The sequence below is a fragment of the Carboxylicivirga longa genome (genome assembly GCF_050589825.1).
Taxonomy (GTDB): domain Bacteria; phylum Bacteroidota; class Bacteroidia; order Bacteroidales; family Marinilabiliaceae; genus Carboxylicivirga; species Carboxylicivirga longa.
Map to the genome: position 1 here is coordinate 22171 of NZ_JBNGOZ010000026.1, position 16793 is coordinate 38963.

At 45.8% G+C, this 16793-nt stretch carries 13 protein-coding genes; 7 read left to right on the forward strand and 6 right to left on the reverse strand.

The window, feature by feature from the left end; genetic code table 11:
* Positions 1-271: 271 nt before the first annotated feature.
* From metH to ACRD7A_RS16925, 3 genes are all read left to right on the forward strand, one after another.
* Positions 272-4006, forward strand: a complete 3735-nt coding sequence (gene metH / locus ACRD7A_RS16915) for a methionine synthase (RefSeq protein ID WP_430812515.1) — start codon at positions 272-274, stop codon at positions 4004-4006.
* Positions 4007-4079: 73 nt separating this feature from the next.
* Positions 4080-5051 (forward strand): methylenetetrahydrofolate reductase [NAD(P)H], encoded by a 972-nt coding sequence (gene metF / locus ACRD7A_RS16920; protein ID WP_430812514.1) that lies wholly within the window; start codon positions 4080-4082, stop codon positions 5049-5051.
* 31 nt (positions 5052-5082) lie between these two features.
* Positions 5083-5700, forward strand: coding sequence for an ankyrin repeat domain-containing protein (locus ACRD7A_RS16925; RefSeq protein WP_430812513.1), 618 nt, complete (start codon positions 5083-5085; stop codon positions 5698-5700).
* On the opposite strand, the gene ACRD7A_RS16930 is transcribed toward ACRD7A_RS16925, so the two are convergent.
* A complete protein-coding gene (locus tag ACRD7A_RS16930; RefSeq protein WP_430812512.1) occupies positions 5701-6717 on the reverse strand; it encodes a glycosyltransferase family 9 protein in 1017 nt (338 codons plus the stop codon).
* Between the two features lie 183 nt (positions 6718-6900).
* Between ACRD7A_RS16930 and ACRD7A_RS16935 the strand changes: the two genes are divergently transcribed.
* Positions 6901-7497, forward strand: coding sequence for an outer membrane beta-barrel protein (locus ACRD7A_RS16935; protein WP_430812511.1), 597 nt, complete (start codon positions 6901-6903; stop codon positions 7495-7497).
* A gap of 47 nt (positions 7498-7544) precedes the next feature.
* On the opposite strand, the gene atpC is transcribed toward ACRD7A_RS16935, so the two are convergent.
* From atpC to ACRD7A_RS16960, 5 genes are all read right to left on the reverse strand, one after another.
* Positions 7545-7793, reverse strand: a complete 249-nt coding sequence (atpC, locus tag ACRD7A_RS16940; protein WP_430812510.1) for an ATP synthase F1 subunit epsilon — start codon at positions 7791-7793, stop codon at positions 7545-7547.
* Positions 7793-9307, reverse strand: a complete 1515-nt coding sequence (atpD, locus tag ACRD7A_RS16945; protein ID WP_430812509.1) for a F0F1 ATP synthase subunit beta — start codon at positions 9305-9307, stop codon at positions 7793-7795. The genes atpC and atpD overlap by 1 nt, the downstream gene beginning before the upstream one ends.
* A gap of 36 nt (positions 9308-9343) precedes the next feature.
* Positions 9344-10318, reverse strand: coding sequence for a polyprenyl synthetase family protein (locus ACRD7A_RS16950; RefSeq protein WP_430812508.1), 975 nt, complete (start codon positions 10316-10318; stop codon positions 9344-9346).
* Between the two features lie 20 nt (positions 10319-10338).
* Positions 10339-12654, reverse strand: coding sequence for an efflux RND transporter permease subunit (locus ACRD7A_RS16955; RefSeq protein WP_430812507.1), 2316 nt, complete (start codon positions 12652-12654; stop codon positions 10339-10341).
* Positions 12655-12808: 154 nt separating this feature from the next.
* On the reverse strand, positions 12809-13855 hold the full coding sequence (locus ACRD7A_RS16960) for a hypothetical protein (protein WP_430812506.1): 1047 nt from the start codon (positions 13853-13855) through the stop codon (positions 12809-12811).
* A gap of 240 nt (positions 13856-14095) precedes the next feature.
* Here ACRD7A_RS16960 and ACRD7A_RS16965 point away from each other — a divergent pair, with 240 nt between their 5' ends.
* The 3 genes from ACRD7A_RS16965 (at position 14096) to ACRD7A_RS16975 (ending at position 16768) form a co-directional block, all read left to right on the forward strand.
* Complete coding sequence (locus ACRD7A_RS16965) at positions 14096-14587, forward strand: YfiR family protein (protein WP_430812505.1); 492 nt, start codon at positions 14096-14098, stop codon at positions 14585-14587.
* An 85-nt stretch (positions 14588-14672) separates the two neighbouring features.
* Positions 14673-16445 (forward strand): methyl-accepting chemotaxis protein, encoded by a 1773-nt coding sequence (locus ACRD7A_RS16970; RefSeq protein ID WP_430812504.1) that lies wholly within the window; start codon positions 14673-14675, stop codon positions 16443-16445.
* 11 nt (positions 16446-16456) lie between these two features.
* Entirely contained in the window at positions 16457-16768 is a 312-nt protein-coding gene (locus ACRD7A_RS16975; RefSeq protein ID WP_430812503.1) for a hypothetical protein, read from the forward strand.
* Positions 16769-16793: the final 25 nt, after the last annotated feature.

Below are 16793 nucleotides of genomic sequence, written 5' to 3' on the forward strand. Positions count from 1 at the left end.
ATTAGCACGATCGGATCTGCGATATTTTATGAAAGGGGTATGCTGCTTTATCAGTGGCTATTTTCTTCCCTTGAGGATGTTTAGTGTGCAATAGTTCATTATTGCATTGTGCACTAATGCTGAAAAATTATCGTAATTTTGTTCATTCGGATCATAAACATCAAGGCTGATGATTGTTAGTCCTGTAGATCCAACCCGCCGCGCTTGGACGTGGCTGAAAAGCAAATAACACCATAGAACATTAACCACTTTTGTATTTTAAAACGGAAATATGACGCAGAGAGATTTGTATAAAGTCATTGAGGAGCGCGTCTTGCTTCTTGATGGTGCGATGGGCAGTCTGATTCAAACCTATGGGCTGGAAGAGGCCGATTACCGGGGTGAGCGATTTAAAGACTTCCACATGCCCATCAAAGGCAATAACGATATATTATCTATTACCCGTCCGGATGTGATCAAGGAGATCCATACTCAGTATTTGGAGGCCGGATCAGACATCATAGAGACCAATACTTTTAATGCCACCTCCATTTCGCAGGCCGATTATGATCTGCAGGAAGCTGTGTGGGATATTAATTATCAGGCCGCTAAGATAGCGCGCGAGGTAGCCGATGCCTTTACTGCTAAAACGCCCGATAAGCCTCGCTTTGTGTGTGGCTCTATTGGCCCTTTGAACAAGGCGCTGTCACTCTCGCCTGATGTGAATAATCCGGGTTATCGTGCCACCACCTTCGATGATGTAAAAGAATCGTATAAGGAACAGATACGTGCCCTGCTGGAAGGCGGCGTGCATTTGCTGATGATCGAAACGGTATTTGATACGCTCAACGCCAAGGCCGCCTTGCTGGCCATCGATGAAGTCTTTGGCGAGGTGGGTTATAAACTGCCCATCATGGTGTCGGGTACCATTACAGATGCCAGCGGGCGTACCTTGTCGGGTCAGACGCTGGAGGCTTTTGTGGACTCCATCTCGCACATGGATATTCTTAGTATCGGTCTTAACTGCTCATTGGGTGCCGAAGAGTTGGCACCTTATGTAACCGAGCTATCCAATAAGGCTCCCTTTTACATCAGCACCCACCCTAATGCCGGTTTGCCTAATCAGTTTGGCGAATATGATCAGACGCCCGATTGCATGGCTGGCCTGGTAGGGCAATGGATGGCCGATAAAAAAGTTAACATTATTGGAGGATGCTGTGGTACCACACCGGCGCATATTGCTGCCATGGCCCGAGAGATCGAAAAATACGGTGTGCATAAAAAAGTAGCCCCATCGCAGATCACTCACCTCAGCGGGTTGGAGTCTCTGCAAATGCGTGAGGATACCAACTTCGTGAATATTGGTGAGCGCTGTAATGTGGCCGGATCCCGTAAGTTTTTGCGCCTGATTAAAGAGCAGAAATACGAAGAGGCGGTAGATATTGCGCGTCATCAGGTGGAGAATGGGGCCCAGATTATCGATGTGAATATGGATGATGCCATGCTCGATGCCAAAGAAGAGATGGTGACCTTTTTAAATATGTTGATGGCCGATCCTGATGTGTCGAAAGTGCCGGTAATGGTTGACTCATCGAAATTTGAAGTGATTGAAGCTGGACTCAAATGCCTGCAGGGTAAGTCGGTGGTAAACAGCATCAGCCTGAAAGAAGGTGAGGAACAGTTTCTCCAACAGGCAGCCATCATTAAGAAATACGGGGCTGCAGTGGTAGTGATGGCCTTCGATGAAAAGGGGCAGGCCGATACTTTCGAGCGCCGTAAAGAGATTTGTAGCCGTGCCTATCATCTGCTTACCACAAAGGTGAACTTCCCACCACAGGATATTATTTTCGATCCCAATGTGCTGGCCATTGCCACCGGTATTGAAGAGCATAATAATTATGCCGTGGATTTTATCAAGACCTGTAAATGGATTAAGGAAAACCTACCGTATGCCCACATCAGTGGCGGAATCAGTAACCTGTCCTTTTCTTTCCGCGGCAACAATACGGTGCGCGAGGCCATTCACTCGGTATTTCTGTATTACGCTATTCGGGAAGGACTTGATATGGGTATTGTGAATCCCGCCATGCTACAGGTGTACGATGATATACCCAAAGAGCTGTTGGGCTATGTTGAGGATGTGGTGTTCAATAAGCGCGATGATGCCACTGACCGTCTTGTGGCTTATGCCGATAAGATAAAAAATACGACTCAGGATGAGGGTGAGCAGAAACAGGCAGCATGGCGTGAAGGAACCCTGGAAGAGCGCCTTACCCATTGTCTTGTTAAAGGAATTAGTGACCATCTGGATATCGATATTGCCGAGGCTTTGGAGAAATATCCAACGGCACTTGATATCATTGAGCAGCCGCTGATGAATGGGATGAATGTGGTGGGTGAACTCTTTGGCAGTGGTAAAATGTTTTTGCCCCAAGTGGTTAAAACAGCACGTGTTATGAAAAAGGCTGTAGCTATTCTTCAGCCCATTATTGAGGAGGAAAAAGCTGAATCCGGTGGGTCATCAAGCAATGGTAAGATTTTGATGGCCACTGTGAAGGGTGATGTGCACGATATTGGTAAAAACATAGTGAGTGTAATTTTGGGATGTAACAATTATCAGGTCATTGATTTGGGCGTGATGGTGCCTACCGAGGAGATTCTGAAGAAAGCCATCGAACATGGTGTTGACATCATCGGGCTAAGTGGTTTGATTACTCCCTCGCTGGAAGAGATGGTAACGGTAGCCAAAGAGATGAAGCGCAATGGCTTTAATATTCCCTTGCTGATTGGAGGAGCTACCACATCGAAGATACACACCGCCGTTAAAATAGAGCCCGAGTACGAACATCCTGTGGTGCATGTTAAAGATGCCTCGAAAAGTGCGCAGGTGGTGAGTGCGTTGCTTTCGAAAAAAGAGCGCAATAATTTTGTGCAGAATTTAAAGGAGGAGTATGAGGGACTTCGTGAGCGCAATGCTAGCAAAAAAGCGATTGATTTGTTGCCCATTGAGGACGCACGTGCCCGCAAGCACATCATCGACTGGAAGAACACCATTACGCCACTGCCGGCCGAGGTTGGTGTGCGTGTGCTGGCCGACTATCCTATGGCTGAGATCCGTAAGTTCATCGATTGGACTTTCTTCTACCAGGCCTGGCGACTGACCGGAAACTATGCCAATATGGATATGGTGGTGGATGAGGCATCTAAGGAAGAGTGGCTCACCCGTTATCGAACTGAAGAAGCCCGCGCCAAGGCTGAGGAAGCCCTTAAACTCTATCGCGACTCACAGGCCATGCTCGATCGTATTGAGCAGGATAAGATGTTGCAGGCCAATGCGGTGTTCGGTATTTTCCCGGCCAACAGTGTCGGCGATGATATCGAAGTATATGCCGATCAGTCGAGGCAGCAGGTGGTGGCTACTTTCCATCATTTGCGCGAGCAGCAGGATAAACCCGGTAAAAAAGTATTTCATTGCCTCAGCGATTATGTAGCGCCTAAGGAAAGTGGTCGCTTTGATCATATAGGGGGTTTTGCTGTGACCGCAGGCATAGGTATTGAGAAATGGCTGGCCGAGTTTGAAAAAGACCATGACGATTACAGCAGCATCCTGCTGAAGTCATTGGCCGACCGCCTGGCAGAGGCTTTTGCTGAGCTGCTGCATTATCGTATTCGCACAGAGTTTTGGGGTTATGCGCCCGATGAGAAGATTGATCATGATAACCTTATTCGTGAGCGGTATAGAGGTATACGCCCGGCTTTGGGCTACCCTGCCTGCCCCGATCACAGCGAGAAACGCACGCTTTTCGATCTTCTGGAAGCGGAGGATAATGCCGGTATTCACCTTACGGAGCATTATAGCATGTATCCTAATGCATCGGTGAGTGGTATTTATCTGGCACACCCCGAGGCCATCTATTTTGGTCTGGGTAAAATAGGTAAGGATCAGGTGGAGGATGTGGCGCGCCGGAAAAACGCTACTTTGGAGAATGTGGAGAAATGGATCCCGTTAAATCTTGATTATAAGTAGAGTTTAAATGTCCAGTTATTAATTTGTTGAATTGGTAAATAATTATCTGCTAGTAGTTTATCAATTCAACAACATGCCAATAAATAGTGAAATGACCGTTGCCGAATTAATTCAATCATCGTCAAAAACCGCATTCTCTTTTGAGTTATTACCACCTTTAAAAGGCAATAGCATTGCCAGGGTGTTCGACTCCATTGAGCAGCTAAAGGAGTTCAATCCGTTGTATATCAATATTACATCGCACCGCGATGAGATGCATTACAGCAATACGGCCAATGGCTTTTTTGAGCGTAAAGTACTTCGAAAGAGACCGGGTACGGTGGCAGTGGCTGCCTCCATACAGCATCGCTACGGTATTAAAGTGGTGCCGCATATTATTTGCAGTGGCTTCACCAAAAGTGAAACGGAATATGCACTGATTGATCTTAACTTTCTGGGGATTCATGACCTATTGATTTTGAGGGGGGATAATGCCAATAGTAAGCCTTTTGCACCTGCCGCAGAAGAGAGCAATCAGTATGCCCTGGACCTAGTGCGCCAGGTGAATGAGCTCAATGAGGGTAAGTTCCTGGACGGCACCTTGGTGGATGCCTTCGATACGCCTTTTAGCTATGGTGTAGCAGCTTATCCTGAGAAGCATGAGGAGGCTCCCAATATGGACTCTGATCTGTTTTGGCTGAAGCAGAAGGTGGATGCCGGTGCCGAATACATCGTCACACAGATGTTTTTTGATAATACTAAGTATTTCGATTTTGTTGAGCGGGCGCGTGCCATGGGTATTACGGTGCCCATTGTGCCGGGGCTTAAACCCATTACACTGATGAATCAGTTGACGGTGTTGCCCAAGATATTTCACGTGGATATACCGGAGGCCTTTGCCAAAGAGGTGCGCAAGTGCAAAGATAATGACGCGGTGAAACAGGTGGGTGTTGAATGGTGTATTCAGCAATCTAAAGAGTTGATGGATGCCAAGGTGCCCATACTGCATTTTTATACCATGATGGCTACGGCCAGTACCCGTAAAGTGGCGGAGGCAATTTATTAATATCAATAAGAAGAGAAAATATACGAACGATATGACGAAGATTTATTTGTTGAGTGCCTTGGTACTTATGAGCTTTTCAAGCTGCCAGTTTTTTGCCAATGAGAAGAAAGCCAATGCAGAAAAGAAAGTGAATGATCATGAGCAGGTAGCTCATGATCAGGGAAATACCACCTCTCTGCCCGCTTATTTTCAGGCGGCTCTTAATGGCGACCTCGATGGTCTTAAAAGCGCCATTGAGCAGGGGGTTGATGTAAATGTGAAAGATGAGAATGCCCATACGGCACTTATGTTGTCAGCCTATAATGGGCACCATCACGTGATGGCTTATCTGATTGAAAAAGAAGCACAAATCGATGCGGTTGATGGCGTTCAGCGCACAGCCCTGATGTTTGCCTGTACTGGTCCCTTTCTCGAGGCTGTTGAGCTGCTGATTAATGCCGGTGCCGAAGTAAACGCTGTGGATAGTCATGAGTCGTGGACACCAGCCATGATGGCAGCCGCCGAAGGTCAGCTTGATGTGCTTAAGCTGTTGGTTAAGCATGGTGCCGACCTTAGCATGGTGGATGTGGATGGCGAGTCGTCACTGGATTTTGCCAAATCCAATGGACACGGCGAGGTGGCCAGTTACATTACAGCCCTAGTGAAATAACTAAAACTCAATGGCCTTGGCCACCCGGCGAGGGGAGATGTCCATCAGGCATTTCCGCTCTTCCTTAATTTTACATTGGGTGCTGCCGTCCTTGGTGCAGGGGCGACACGGCAGATCAACCTCCATAATTTTCATTCGAGGATTGGACGGGTAGCCAAAGGCGGTGGGGCCGATGATGGCCTGACCCGGTTTCTGAAATAAATCGGCAGCATGCAGAAAGCCTGTGTCGCCGCTAATTACGTATGGTGAGTGCCAAACGGCACAGAAACTCTCCATTAGCGAGGTGCGACCCGCCAGGTTGATAACCCGTTCAGGTGCGGCCGAGCGTATGTCTTCACAAAAGGTATCATCAGGCCCACCCAGTACCACAAAATGAAGGTCTTCTCGTAGCCTTACTAACTCCTGCCAATACTTGACAGGCCACCGCTTAAGTGCCCAGGCTGCCGAGGGTACCAGCGTCACAAACTTCTTTTTATCGGGAAGCTCTTGTAGCATTAACTGATTAATTTTGTCCTTGGTAGCAGCCGGAAAATTCCAATCGTTGAAGGGGGTGTCAAAAGTATTTACATCCCATTTGCTTAGTGGTGTTTGAAACGACGCCAAGGCTCTGAAAGGTTTTGGTAATCTATTGATCCCAAAGCGGAACAGTAGGAAGCGCTTAAAGCGGCTCTTATGGCGGGTGACCAGTTTATTTTTACCACCCAGATTGCACAAACCAAAAGGACAAAGAAATGCTTTTAATATATTAGAACGGATGTTGCTATGGGCATCATAAATCAGTGTGTAATGCTCTTTTCGCAGAAGGGCACCCAGTTTGAAAACCCCTGCCAGCCCTTCTTTACGATCAAAGGCCCACAGGCGGTCAATGCGCGGATCTATCTTCACCAACGAGGCCATATCGGCCCTTACTACCCAATGAATCTCTGCTTCCGGAAATTTATGCTTTAGTCCGCCTACCACCGACATGCATTGTATGATGTCGCCAATGGAGCTTAATCGTATGATCAGTATCTTCATCTCGTGCTAATTTCATTTTTCATTTACCCCAGCTAAAAAAATGGGTAATTGATGAGTGCTTTTCTTATTTATCCGCAAAAGTATAAAATTACAGTTTATCAGTTAGTCATTTGTAGTTTGTTTAGAATTAACTAGTTTTAACAAAATGATTCATAGTATGAATGTGTTTAACTGACCTAAGCAATGAAAAAAATCAAAATCTTCCTGCTGCTTGCGTGCGTTACAAGCTGTTTGTACGGTCAGCAAAACGAGCTGAAAGTGCAATATTCGCCCATTCCGCTGTCGCGCATAGATTCCGGGGGTGGTATCTATATGGGGGATACAAAATCGTCTGATACTTCGCATAGCGGTAATTTTGGTGTTGAATATAACCGTTACCTGAACGATTGGTTTAAGCTCGGTGTTAGCTTTAACTACGAAACTCATAAGGTTAAAAACCTTAATGAGACCAACTATACACCGCAGTGGCCGAATAATGACAATACCATCACTGAACGAACGAATGACCTGGCGAAATATCAGTGGTTTTTTGTGGGGCCACAGGCGGGCGTTGATTACTTGCGACGCGATAAATTTCGTTTGGGCAGTTTAGTAGGTGTTTCGCTGATGTATGAGCACTCTGAGTATGAGGGCTCTCTTAATGGAGAAGCCAATGAGGTTGACTTTTTCTTTCATGTAGAAGTACTCAACTTTACGCTGGGGAAGAAGCATGGCTTAAGTGGGCAGGCCGGTTTTGGCCATAAGGGTATCGTTAGTTTGGGTTATTTCTTTCGGTGGTAAGCTTGCAGGGCCTGTTTCCGTTTTTCACAGTACAGCCCTTCCGTAATTTATCGGTTAATTAGAATGATGACCCGGTTATTTTCACATTCGAGCACACCACCATCGCAGTCATAATACTCCTCACGCCCCGTTTTGCTGATCACCCGTATCTTACCCTTGGTAAGCGCCGAAATGATAGGAGCATGATTCTTCAGAAGTGTAAACTGTCCTTTCTCACCCGGAACGGTGATTAGACCTACTGTTTCGTCGTAGATGACTTTCACAGGGGTTACTATTTCGCAATGCAGATCTTCCATTAGGCCGATTTAGCTTGTTTCAACAATTCTTTGCCTTTGGCAATGGCTTGCTCGATGGTACCCACCAGGTTAAAAGCGGCCTCAGGGTATTCATCCACCTCGCCATTTAATATCATCTTAAACCCTTTGATGGTGTCCTCGATGGAAACAAAAACGCCTTTCAGGCCGGTAAACTGCTCAGCTACGTGGAAGGGTTGTGACAGAAAACGCTGCACACGACGCGCACGGTGTACTACTAGTTTATCATCTTCCGAAAGTTCCTCCATCCCCAGGATGGCAATGATATCCTGCAGCTCTTTGTAGCGTTGCAGTATTTCAATAACCGCCTGTGCTGTGTTGTAATGGTCGTCGCCCACTATTTCGGGGCTTAACATGCGCGATGTAGAATCCAGCGGATCTACGGCGGGATAAATACCTAACTCGGCAATTTTGCGGCTGAGCACTGTTTTGGCATCCAGGTGAGCAAAGGTGGTAGCCGGTGCCGGATCGGTCAGATCATCGGCCGGCACATAAACCGCCTGCACCGAGGTAATGGATCCATGTTTAGTGGATGCAATACGTTCCTGCAGGGCACCCATCTCTGACGATAAGGTGGGCTGATAACCCACCGCAGAAGGCATGCGACCCAAAAGGGCTGATACCTCAGATCCGGCTTGTGTAAAGCGGAAAATATTATCAACGAAGAGCAGTACATCGCGTCCGGAGCCTGTGCCATCACCATCGCGGAAGCTCTCGGCTATGGTAAGGCCTGACAGTGCCACGCGTGCACGGGCTCCCGGTGGTTCGTTCATCTGACCAAAAACCATGGTTACCTGCGATGAATCCAGGGCGGCTTTATCAACCTTAGTGAGGTCCCAGCCTCCTTGCTCCATATCCTCCTTAAAGGCATCGCCGTAATTAACAATGCCCGATTCAATCATTTCCCGTAAAAGATCGTTGCCCTCGCGGGTTCGTTCGCCCACACCGGCAAACACCGACAGGCCATCATGACCTTTGGCTATATTATTAATAAGTTCCTGAATTAAAACGGTTTTGCCCACTCCGGCTCCGCCGAATAAACCAATTTTGCCACCTTTGGCATAAGGTTCAATAAGGTCGACCACCTTAATGCCTGTGTAGAGTATCTCTGCCTGTGTGGATAAATCTTCGAAGGAAGGCGGTGCTTTATGAATAGGACTGCCTCCCTCCTTCCCTACTTGTCCAATACCGTCGATGGCGTTACCCACCACATTTAGCAGCCGGCCCTTTACATTGATACCGGCCGGCATGGTAATGGGATGTCCCAGGTGGCTTACTTCCAGGCCACGGGTAAGACCGTCGGTGGAGTCCATGGCGATGCAGCGGATGGTGCTCTCGCCAATATGCTGTTGGCACTCAATAATGATGGAAGGATATCCTTCGCGTTTTATTTCCAGCGCATCCAGTATGCTGGGCAGTTCCTGATCCTTCAGATCGAAACTTACATCTACTACCGGACCTACAATTTGAATGATGGTACCAACAAGATTTTTCATGTTAAGCGGTTTATCTCACGTTGTTAAAGTTCCTTGTTACCGGGAACGTTCAATGAGCTTAACCGCAAATTGGTATAGTTCATCCCTCATGCGCTGGCGTCCCTGTACCTGATTTAATGCTTTGATAGCTTTTTGGAAATAGTCATCCATTTTTTCGCGTGCCAGCTTATCTACCTTCAGTGCTGTGTAGATGCTTCGAACGGCCTTAATCTTCTCATCGGTATTAAAATCAAGGGCATTAATCCAGTTTAGGAGCTCATCGCGCAACGAACCCGATGCCATTTGTAACGCGTGAAGCATTAAAAATGTTTTCTTATTGGCCACAATATCACCGCCAATGGCCTTCCCAAAGGTTTTTTCGTCACCGTACACATCCAGAAAGTCGTCCTGCAGCTGAAAGGCCAGGCCAATATTCTCGCCAAACTCATACAGGAGCTGGGCGTCTTCATCGGTGGCACCTCCTATAATGGCTCCGGTTTTAAGACTGGCCGCCAGCAATACGGCTGTCTTAAGGCGTATCATGGTCAGGTAATCATCTACCTTAACATCATTGCGGTTTTCAAACTCCATGTCGTACTGTTGTCCCTCACACACCTCCAGCGCCGTTTGGCTAAACAGATCCAGTACCTTTTTGAGCTGCCCTTCCGGCACCTGCGACACATATTGATAAGCTTTGATCAGCATGGCATCGCCCGACAGGATGGCGGTATTCTCGTTCCATTTCTTATGCACCGTAGCTTGGTTGCGGCGCACATCGGCCTTGTCCATAATATCATCGTGCAGCAGGGTGAAGTTATGAAATACCTCCAGGGCCACCGCGGGTTTTATAGCTTGCTCAAGGGTGTCGCTAAAGAGGTAACACCCGGCCAGGCATAAGGTAGGACGTATGCGTTTACCGCCCATGCCCATTACATAATCGATGGGTTGATACAGGCCTTTGGGCTCAACAACAAAAGACTCGTTTTGTAGTTGATTCTCAATAATTTTCTGAAGGTCGGCGATTGTGTACATGCTGCGGTATTATTTGGGTTTTAGTTCTTCTTTTCTATCTTAAGATCTTCTAATTCAATATCTTCATCCTCATCGTAAATGTGTAACAAGGGCTCTTTAAACGATCTATTTGTAATCGCTTTTTCCAGTGTTAACAATAACGCAGGAAGCAGTATAAGGTTTGAAAACAGTGCAATGAGTAGGGTAACTGCCACCAGTATACCCAGTGCCACGGTGCCACCAAACTGGGATACACTGAATATACCAAAGCCGAAGAACAGGATGATGGAAGTGTAAATCATACTGACGCCTGTTTCCTTAAGGGCGAGGACTACGGCTGCACGTATGCTCCAGTTGGTTTCTGAAAGTTCCTGACGGTATTTGGCCAGGTAGTGAATGGTGTCGTCCACACTGATGCCAAAAGCAATACTAAACACCAGAATGGTAGAGGGTTTAATGGGAATTTGGAAATAACCCATGAGTGCCGCCGTCATAATCAGGGGGAAGATGTTGGGTATAAGCGAGACGAGTACCATGCGCTTGGATGAGAACATCCAGGCCATAAAGGATGCGATAAGGATAACCGCCAGCATAAGACTGGTAAAGAGGTTGCGCACCAGGTAGTCGGTACCCTTAAAAAACACCACGCTGGCACCGGTTAGCGAAGTGTAGTATTTATCGCTCGGAAACACTTTGTTAATGGCATCGTGTATTTTGCCGTCCAGTAGTGCCATCTCCGAGGTGCCAATATCTTTCATGCGAAAGCTAAGGCGTGCCCGTTGTTTGGTAGAGTCAATAAATGTGGTCACAATGCCATTGTTGGCGGCACCAGTATTACTTCTATTTACATATGAGAGGATGAAGTTACGCTCCTGATTGCTGGGTACTTTATAGTATTTCTCTTTCCCCTTGTAAAATGCCTGGCGGGCAAACTTAACCACTTCGACCATAGAGAGTGGGTGCGAAATAGCATCAAAATTCTTCAGTTCTTCCTGTAGGCGATCCATGCGTTTGAGGTTGCTACCTGTAATAGCGCCATTGGGCTTTTTGGTGTCAATCATCAGCTCCAGCGGCATCAGGCCGTTAAAGTTGCTCTCAAAAAATTTCAGATCAACATACAAGGGGTCGTCATGAGGAATATCATCCAACATGTAACCCGTGGTTTTTATTTTTGATATGCCGATAAGTCCCAGGACAAGCATTGAGCCGGCCACCCAATAAACTTTAGTGCGATGTTTTAGTGAAATGCGCACCAAACCATTCACTGCGCCATCAACCATACGGTTGTTAAGGTGGTTCAGGTGACGCTCTTTCGGTCCGTCAATAAAACTGAATATAATGGGTATCAGTAGGATGGATAATATAAAGACAACCATGATATTGATGGCTGCGATAACACCAAACTCCACCAATATTTTACTGCTTGTGAAGATGAAGGTGGCAAATCCCGAGGCTGTTGTCAGGTTGGTAAGAAAAGTGGCATTACCAATCTTACGTATTACCCTTTGCAATGCTTTAATTTTGTTCTGATGTTTTCGGTACTCCTGATGGTATTTATTAAGTAGGAAAACCGAGTTGGGGATGCCAATAACAATGATCAGTGGCGGTATCATACCGGTTAAGATGGTTATTTTATAGCCAAAAATACCCTGTATGCCCAGCGCCCATATAACGGCGATGCCCACTACCAACATGCAGAATAGTACCACTTTAAATGATCGGAAAAATAGGAAAATGATCAGGGCTGTGATACCCAGGGCCAGGAAGATGAACATATTCAGTTCTTTCTTCACCATCTCGGCCGTTACCACCCGTATATACGGTAGTCCTGAGTAATGCAGCTCGTGTTTATTCTTCTGAACAAATTGTTGGCCGGCTGCTTGAATATCGCTGATAAGCTTTACCCTCTCTTTGCTGTGCAACATATCAGCATCCAGGCTGATGGCCAGCAGGTAGGCATCAGTCTGTTCGTTGTACAGCAGTTCTTTATAGAAGGGTAAGCTGTGAAAAACGGCCTGTAGAGAATCCAGTTCAGCCTGATATTTTACACGTTCAGGAAAAATGGGGCTTATTTCGAAGCGTTTCTCTTCGGTGTTTTTATCCAGGTTGTAGGCCTGGCCGACTGAAAACACAGAGGTGACACCTTCAATCTCGAGCAACTCCTCGGAAAAGGCCTGCCAGGTGTTAAAATTATTGAGTTCAAAGAAGTCTTCATTCTGGATACCCACAATTACCATGTTGCCCTCGTTGCCATAGATGCTCAGGAAGTCCTGATACTCCAGGTAAGTGGGATCATCCTCGGGTAACAAAGGAGCGTATTGGTACGACATCTCAATTTTTCGAGACATAATACCCATGAATACCGTTATTAAAAATAAGACAGCTAAAATGGCAATTCGGTTACGCAATATAATGCGTGCTATATTCGTCCACATCGGTTCTTCTTCTCTTTTTTTAGTAAAGTTGCGAAAATAGGTAAAATGGGTTTGTTGGGCAACGAATAAAGAATCATTAACTTACTGTGGCAATCACCTCCAGCTCCAGCTTCACTTGTTTGTTTTTTAGTGGGGCGAATACAATGGTTAGTCTGTTGGTTTTCAGGATTTCCCTTGTTTTATCTATGATTGCTTTTGTCTCATTATTCTCGGGCAGTGTTAGCTTAACCTCGTCGAAATATGATGCAAAAGTTAGTTGTGTATTGTTCATTAGTGTTTCAATTTGCCCGACGGCTGCCTTTAGCTGATCGCTTGCTGATGAAACGTTTCCATCATTGGTATGGCCGATAAATACTTTTTTAAGTTGCGGCAGATAGGCGCAGCGTGTGATGTCTTGTGTGCTTTCAGTGTGGCTTAGTTGCGCTCCCGGAAAGCCGTCTTTGGCCATGGCAATAAAGTCCATCAGGCAGGTGCCACTATCAATGCCGGCTGTTTGTTCTAGGGGTGTTCCATGTTGAAACAAAGTAGGGTCAAAGTAGAGTCGTCGTATCTCTTCAAGTGCCTGTTTATTATTCCAGCCTGTGGCAGCGTTTTCTTTGCCGTTAATATCTTCCACAAAGTTGCTTTCTACAGCAATGTGGCCAAAGTGCATTTCTTCATGATCGAGCAACTGCTCGGCAAAATCGTATACGCTTTGAATATTACGCAACATATCATTGGGCAGGATACCGTTTATACCGCCGGAAAACAGCATTTTTTCGCCCTTTATGCTTAATAGTGTGTAAGGATGTTTTTGAAATACTTTGTGCTCCACCTTAGCTTCCGGCTGACGGCAGAGGCCAATTCGGAACAGCACTTTGCTAGTATCCTTGGCCGGCTCCTGAGCAATGAGCGTTGTAGCTGGTGGTGCTGAATTAAAAAGTGTATCAAGCGCAGTGCGCAGCGTGTTGGCGCAGGCCTCATAGTCATCGTGCTGTCTGATGGCAGCGTGACACGTTATTTGCACTACTGTTTTGTGCGCAATCTTAAGGTCCTTAAAAAATGATTTTAGCTCGCGGTTTATTTCTTCGTGTTTGTCCTGAAATAATAAATCGCTGTTTATTTTTAATGAAGTGTATTGCATGACTATTGTAATGGAGTTTGTGCTTATGCGATGCCCGTTTAGCAGTGCTTAACGGGTGTGGTAAAGTGGCACAAAGGTAAGGTAATTGGCTTAAAAGGCGTGGTTTAATCAGGTTTCTTTTTATCGAAAAAATAAATTTATTCGCATAAAAAGAAACTTAAAAGTGAGTTGTCCGTACCAAAGCCCATTAAGATGTTGAATTTTGAAGGACGAATAATTATGAAAAAAATTTTGTTTTTTTTGAGCTTAATACTGCTTCCCATGGCAGGACAGGCACAAGTGGCCAAGTTTAAGTCGATTTTTACCTTAAGTTTTATCCGGCATATTGGATGGACAGAGTCGGCCAAGGAGGGCGATTTTGTGATTGGCGTGGTGCGCGATCGTGAGATTTCCGACTGGATGACAAAGCTCTCGAAAGGCAAGAAATTCGGTTTTCAAAACGTAGTGATTAAAGAATTTAAGTCACCCGAGGAAGTGACGGATTGTCAAGTAGTATATGTGTCTTCTAATGTTAATTTCGATCGTCATGCGGCTACCATTGCCAGTAAAGTGAATGGTAAGAGTACATTAATAATTACTGAATCGGCAGGTGCTTGTAATTCCGGTTCCATGATTAACTTTGTAATCAAGGATGATAAACTCAAATTTGAGATTCATAAAGCCAATGCAGCCAAGTTTGGTTTGCAGATTAGCTCTAAGTTAGAGGGAATGGCAAATGCAATCAGCCTTTAGTAGAGTAAACAAAAACATGCAGGCACAGTTGATTTATGGATCGCAAAATGAGAATTGACCTGCCATGTTACGTAAAAGCTAAACCATGAAAAATATCAAACTTAATATTGCCCAAAAGTTGTTAGCCGGATTTGGAATAGTCCTGCTTTTAATTATTATTCAAGGAGTGTGGACCTATGTTACCCTAACGGGTAGCAAGACACAAAACCGCCAATTAACCGGGGTTTATGCGCCTTCGTCAAGCAAGCTGACCGGTTTGCAGGAAATGGTGAACAGCTCAAAGATGTTGATCCGTAGTTGGGTTTTCATTGATACGCAGTCGGGTACGCCCGATAAAGTACGTTTGGGTGAGTTGCATAAGGAGGATTATCCTGCTTTGAAGGAAGAATTGTTGACTTTGAGTGAGGAATGGAACAAGGCGGATGTGGATGTTCTGCAGCAAATTTTTCACGATGTGGATTCACTCTTCACGCTGCAGCAGTATGTGATGAATAATCTTAATTCTTTCGAGTCTTACGAAGATGCCATGGTGCTTTTTGAAGTGGAACCCATGGTGCAGGAAGGAGGAGAGATTATGACGCTGAGCCAGGAGGTAGAAAGTGAAATTGATGCGCTGATTGCCAATTACGAAGAGATTTCTAATGAGGCGCTGATTGCCAGTAATAATAGTTTCACTGTGTTACAAGTTGTTGTTATTGTAATGAGTCTGTTGGTGATTTTGGGTGCCCTGGGAACGGCCTATCTTCTTTATAACTCCATTGTGGCACCGCTTAACAAAGGGGTTACCTTTGCCCGTGCCATTGGCGATGGGGATCTGACGGCTACTGTTGACGTAGATCAGAGTGATGAGATTGGTGACCTGGCGAAGGCATTGATTGCCATGGCCGAGAACCTTAAGAATACGGTTAACACCATTAAGTCTAATGCAACCGACCTGGTGACTTCCAGTACGCAGCTCAAATCAAGCTCATTGCAGCTGTCAAAGGGTTCTGCCGATCAGGCGGCATCAGCCGAAGAGGTGTCAACGTCTATTGAGGAAATGGTAGCCAATATAGATCAGAACACTGATAATGCTGTTAAAACAGAGAAGATAACTGTGGAAACCGCCAAGGACGTGAGTGTAGCTGATGAGCTGTCTACGCAGGCCGCTTCGGTGATGAAAGAGGTGTCGGAGAAGATTACCATCATTAGCGATATTGCTTTCCAAACCAATATACTGGCATTAAACGCTGCAGTTGAGGCAGCACGTGCAGGTGAGCACGGTCGCGGATTTTCTGTTGTGGCTGCCGAAGTGCGTAAGTTGGCAGAGCGCAGTAAGTCGGCTGCCGACGAAATTGTATCACTGGTATCCACTGGCTTGAAGGTTTCTACCGAAGCCGGTGAAAAGTCAAAAGCCTTAGTGCCCGATATTGAAGAAACGACACAGTTGATTAAGGAGATAGCTGCCGCGAGTATGGAGCAGAAAACAGGTGCCGAACAAATTAACCTGGCCATGCAGCAGCTGAATATGATTACGCAGGAAAACGCTTCGTCGTCGGATGAGTTGACGCAGAGTTCAGACTTGCTGGCTAACCTGGCCGATAACTTAAATGACGCAATTAGCTATTTTAAGGTGGATGCACAGAAAGAAGCCGCAAGTAAGAAAATTGAGGTAGCCGAAAAAGCCCCGCTTAAAAATCCATCTGCCGATAAGCAGCAAGTGAAGACAGCAGCGCCTAAGGCTTCTGATACCAAAGCACCGGTGAAGAAGGCACCTGTTGCGCCCAAGAATAATGAGAAGAAGGCACCCCGACAACCGGAAAACCCCTTCTCTAATTTCGATAAGGACTTTGATTTAGATAATTACGAGAAATTCTAAGACATAAACGAATGGATAAGTTACCTTATAAGGTTATTATTGATGAGCTGCCCGAGAAAGGACAAATGCGCTTTTCAGGGCAGCTGATTATTAACCACATCGAAAAGATTACCGACATCGTTAAAGCCGGTCTGAAAGCAGATAAAGATTTGCTGATTGAAATCGATAACCCGGATAGTTTAGATGTTACTTTTATTCAGTTGGTACTGAGCTTGAAAGCAACGCTTAGTGCCAATGGATGCTCAACCAGTATTAAAGCAAATCTCAAAGAGGAGTTGCACACACTGGTTAAAAACTCAGGGTTTCAATACGTTCTTAATTAATTAAATAACTAGATAAAATACAACT

Coding starts and splice junctions, on each gene's coding strand:
- metH (WP_430812515.1), top strand. CDS start 272: ATGACGCAGAGAGATTTGTATAAAGTCATTGAGGAGCGCGTCTTGCTT.
- metF (WP_430812514.1), top strand. CDS start 4,080: ATGCCAATAAATAGTGAAATGACCGTTGCCGAATTAATTCAATCATCG.
- ACRD7A_RS16925 (WP_430812513.1), top strand. CDS start 5,083: ATGACGAAGATTTATTTGTTGAGTGCCTTGGTACTTATGAGCTTTTCA.
- ACRD7A_RS16930 (WP_430812512.1), bottom strand. CDS start 6,717: ATGAAGATACTGATCATACGATTAAGCTCCATTGGCGACATCATACAA.
- ACRD7A_RS16935 (WP_430812511.1), top strand. CDS start 6,901: ATGAAAAAAATCAAAATCTTCCTGCTGCTTGCGTGCGTTACAAGCTGT.
- atpC (WP_430812510.1), bottom strand. CDS start 7,793: ATGGAAGATCTGCATTGCGAAATAGTAACCCCTGTGAAAGTCATCTAC.
- atpD (WP_430812509.1), bottom strand. CDS start 9,307: ATGAAAAATCTTGTTGGTACCATCATTCAAATTGTAGGTCCGGTAGTA.
- ACRD7A_RS16950 (WP_430812508.1), bottom strand. CDS start 10,318: ATGTACACAATCGCCGACCTTCAGAAAATTATTGAGAATCAACTACAA.
- ACRD7A_RS16955 (WP_430812507.1), bottom strand. CDS start 12,654: ATGGGTATTATGTCTCGAAAAATTGAGATGTCGTACCAATACGCTCCT.
- ACRD7A_RS16960 (WP_430812506.1), bottom strand. CDS start 13,855: ATGCAATACACTTCATTAAAAATAAACAGCGATTTATTATTTCAGGAC.
- ACRD7A_RS16970 (WP_430812504.1), top strand. CDS start 14,673: ATGAAAAATATCAAACTTAATATTGCCCAAAAGTTGTTAGCCGGATTT.
- ACRD7A_RS16975 (WP_430812503.1), top strand. CDS start 16,457: ATGGATAAGTTACCTTATAAGGTTATTATTGATGAGCTGCCCGAGAAA.